Below are 3,353 nucleotides of genomic sequence, written 5' to 3'. Positions count from 1 at the left end.
CGGCACGTACGGCGTGTGCGAGTCGTGCGGCAACCCCATCGGCAAGATGCGGCTCATGGCGTTCCCCCGTGCCACACTGTGCATGACATGCAAGCAGCGCGAGGAGCGTCGCTGACCGGCGACCAGACCGATCCGGCCCACCCCGACCCCCGGCGCCGCCCGTTCGCGGTCTTCGCCGCTGTCGCACTCACGGCGTACGCCGTGGACATCGTCACCAAGATCCTGGCCGTCGAGCTGCTGAGCGACCGGCCCGACGTGCAGCTGGTCGGCGACCTGTTCCAGCTGCACCTCACGCGCAACCCCGGGGCCGCCTTCAGCACCGGCACGGCCTACACCGAGGTCTTCAGCGTGGTGGCGATCGTGGCCGTGCTGGTGGTGCTCTACCTGGCGCGCCGCGTCGGCAGCGTGGGCTGGGCGTTCGCGTTCGGTCTGCTGCTCGCGGGCGTCGGCGGCAACCTCACCGACCGGCTCGTCCGGTCGCCCGGACCGCTGCGCGGGCACGTCATCGACTTCTTCATGCTGCCGCACTGGCCGATCTTCAACGTCGCGGACATCTGCATCGACGTCGCTGCGGGCCTGATCCTCCTGCAGGTCTACCGCGGCATCCACATCGACGGGACCCGCGTGTCGCGCGACGACGACCGCGAGGATCGCCGCCGAGACGGCGAGGCCGCTGAGCCGGAGGCCGACGCGTGAGCAGGACTGCCGACCACCGGGTGCTCTCGGTGCCCGAGGGGCTCGCCGGGGAGCGGGTCGACGCCGCGCTCGCCCGGATGTTCGGTCTGTCCCGCACCCGCGGCGCCGAGCTGATCGCCGCCGGCCACGTGCTGGTCGACGGGGCTCCCGTCGGCAAGAGCGACCGCGTGCTCCCCGGATCGACCGTCGACGTCACGATCCCGGTGGAGGCCGACCCGCTGGCCGTGGTGCCCGAGATCGTCGAGGGCATCAAGATCATCCACGACGACGACGACATCGTCGTGATCGACAAGCCCGTCGGGGTCGCGGTCCACCCCTCGCCCGGCTGGTCGGGTCCCACCGTGGTCGGCCACCTGGCCGGCGCGGGCTTCCGCATCTCCACCAGCGGCGCGTCCGAGCGCCAGGGCATCGTCCAGCGTCTCGACGTCGGCACCTCGGGCGTGATGGTGATCTGCAAGTCCGAGCACGCCTACTCCGTGCTCAAGAACGCCTTCCGCCACCGGACGGTCGACAAGGTCTACCACGCGCTCGTGCAGGGCCACCCCGACCCGCACGAGGGCACGATCGACGCTCCCATCGGCCGGCACCCGAAGGCCGACTACAAGTTCGCGGTGATGGCCGACGGGCGGCACAGCGTGACGCACTACGAGACCCTCGAGGCGCACCGGTTCGCGAGCCTGCTCGAGATCCACCTCGAGACCGGGCGCACCCACCAGATCCGGGTGCACATGGCCGCGCTCAAGCACCCGTGCGTCGGCGACCTGACCTACGGGGCCGACCCCTCCCTGGCCAAGCGGGTCGGGCTCGAGCGGCAGTGGCTGCACGCGGTGCGCCTGGGCTTCGACCACCCGGACTCCGGTGAGCACGTCGAGTTCGAGACGGACTACCCGGCCGACCTCGCGCACGCGCTCGAGGTGATTCGGGATGCCGACTAGCGCGCTGGTCCTGCGACCCGCCACGGAGGCCGACGCCGCCGCAGTCGCCGACGTGCACATCGCCAGCCGGCACGCAGCCTCGATGCCGCCGGCGGTCCACGGTGACGACGACGTGCGCCGGTGGCTCGCCGCTCGCCTCCACGAGGACGAGGTGTGGGTGGCCGACCACGACGGTCTCGTGGTCGGGTACGCCCGCCTCACCGACACCTGGCTCGACGATCTCTACGTGCTGCCCGCCCACGCGCGTGAGGGCGTCGGCTCGGCGCTCATGGAGGTCGTCAAGGCCCGGCGTCCCGACGGGTTCTGCCTGTGGGTCTTCGAGGTCAACCAGCAGGCCCGCGCCTTCTACGCCGCCCACGGACTGCTCGAGCTCGAGAGCACCGACGGCTCCGCCAACGAGGAGCGCAGCCCTGACATCCGGATGGTCTGGCCCGGATCCGACCCGCTGCGCTTCCTGCGCGGGCTGATCGACGAGGTCGACGAGCAGCTGGGCGACCTGCTGGCCCGGCGCGCGGCGCTCACCCGCGCCGTGCAGGAGTTCAAGACCGACCATGCCCGTGATCCTGCCCGCGAGCGGCAGATCGCCGACGCGATGGCACGCCGGGCGCCCGCACTCGGCTCGGAGCGGCTGGCGCGGATCGTGCACACGATCATCACCGAGAGTCTCGACGCGGCCAGCGACTGACGCACCGCACTGTCGGCGGCGGGTGCCACCATCGAGGCCCGCGGTCGCGTAGTCTGGCGTTCTTCCCCCCACGGCGCCGACGACCGGTTCGCGGCTCTGTCAGGCATGCCCGCACGACCCCACGAAGACCGCACAGCCGAGGAGTGGCCCGCGACGATGGCGAACGGCTCACAGGACTCCTTCGTCCACCTCCACGTCCACACCGAGTACTCCATGCTCGACGGGGCCTCGTTGCTCAACGGGCTCTTCGCCCGAGCGGTCGACCTGGGGATGCCGGCCATCGCGATGACCGACCACGGCAACCTCCACGGCGCCTACGACTTCTACTCCAAGGCGCGCAAGCACGGCATCAAGCCGATCATCGGCATCGAGGCATACATCACGCCCGGCACCTCGCGTGGTGAGCGACGCCGGGTCCGGTGGGGCAAGGGCGACGTCGCCGAGGAGGGCGGCGACGACGTCGCCGGTGGCGGCGCCTACACCCACATGACGATGTGGGCCGAGAACACCGAGGGCATGCACAACCTCTTCCGGCTCTCGTCGCGCTCCAGCCTCGAGGGCTACTTCTACAAGCCGCGGATGGACAAGGAGATCCTCCAACGACTCCCACTACAACAACCCCGAGGACGCCGACGCCCACGACGCCCTGATCTGCGTGGCCTCGGGCAAGCGGCTCTCCGACACCAACCGGCTCAAGTTCGACGGCGGTGGCTACTACATCAAGTCCCCGGCCGAAATGCGCGCGCTCTGGGAGGCCTACGACCTCGAGGCGGCGTGCGACAACACCCTGGCGATCGCCGAGCGCTGCGAGGTCGAGTTCGTCGAGTCGACCGGTGGCTACATGGCGCGCGCCGACGTGCCGGCGGGGGAGACCGAGGAGAGCTGGTTCCGCAAGGAGGTGTGGCGCGGCATCGAGGCCCGCTACCCGGGCGAGCGGCTGACCCAGGACGTCAAGGACCGGGTCGAGATGGAGCTCGCGATCATCTCCCAGAAGGGCTACTGCGGCTACTACCTCGTGGTCGCCGACTTCATCCAGT

General features: G+C 70.6%; 4 protein-coding genes and 2 pseudogenes. All 6 read left to right on the top strand.

Annotation, left to right across the window (positions count from 1 at the left end; translation table 11 throughout):
- The first annotated feature begins 46 nt into the window (after nucleotides 1-46).
- Entirely contained in the window at nucleotides 47-115 is a 69-nt protein-coding gene (locus Q0L15_RS12500; protein ID WP_238383508.1) for a TraR/DksA C4-type zinc finger protein, read from the top strand.
- Nucleotides 88-696 carry a signal peptidase II gene (lspA, locus tag Q0L15_RS12495; RefSeq protein WP_296604769.1) on the top strand — a complete coding sequence of 203 codons (609 nt, stop codon included), beginning with the start codon at nucleotides 88-90 and terminating at the stop codon, nucleotides 694-696. The genes Q0L15_RS12500 and lspA overlap by 28 nt, the downstream gene beginning before the upstream one ends.
- A complete protein-coding gene (locus tag Q0L15_RS12490) occupies nucleotides 693-1,631 on the top strand; it encodes an RluA family pseudouridine synthase (RefSeq protein WP_296604768.1) in 939 nt (312 codons plus the stop codon). Before lspA ends, Q0L15_RS12490 begins: the two co-directional genes overlap by 4 nt.
- Entirely contained in the window at nucleotides 1,621-2,316 is a 696-nt protein-coding gene (locus Q0L15_RS12485; RefSeq protein ID WP_296604767.1) for a GNAT family N-acetyltransferase, read from the top strand. The genes Q0L15_RS12490 and Q0L15_RS12485 overlap by 11 nt, the downstream gene beginning before the upstream one ends.
- A 105-nt stretch (nucleotides 2,317-2,421) precedes the next feature.
- Nucleotides 2,422-2,859, top strand: a pseudogene (locus Q0L15_RS24975) (PHP domain-containing protein); the annotation flags it as partial.
- A gap of 112 nt (nucleotides 2,860-2,971) precedes the next feature.
- Nucleotides 2,972-3,353 (top strand): annotated as a pseudogene (locus Q0L15_RS24970) (DNA polymerase III subunit alpha); the annotation flags it as partial.

Origin of the sequence: Nocardioides sp. (assembly GCF_024509035.1) — a bacterium.
Taxonomy (GTDB): domain Bacteria; phylum Actinomycetota; class Actinomycetes; order Propionibacteriales; family Nocardioidaceae; genus Nocardioides.
This window is presented reverse-complemented; position numbering and strand designations above follow the sequence as displayed.

What these genes read in the sequence shown, in the direction of transcription:
- lspA (WP_296604769.1), top strand. Translation starts at nt 88, where the DNA reads ATGCAAGCAGCGCGAGGAGCGTCGCTGACCGGCGACCAGACCGATCCG.
- Q0L15_RS12485 (WP_296604767.1), top strand. Translation starts at nt 1,621, where the DNA reads ATGCCGACTAGCGCGCTGGTCCTGCGACCCGCCACGGAGGCCGACGCC.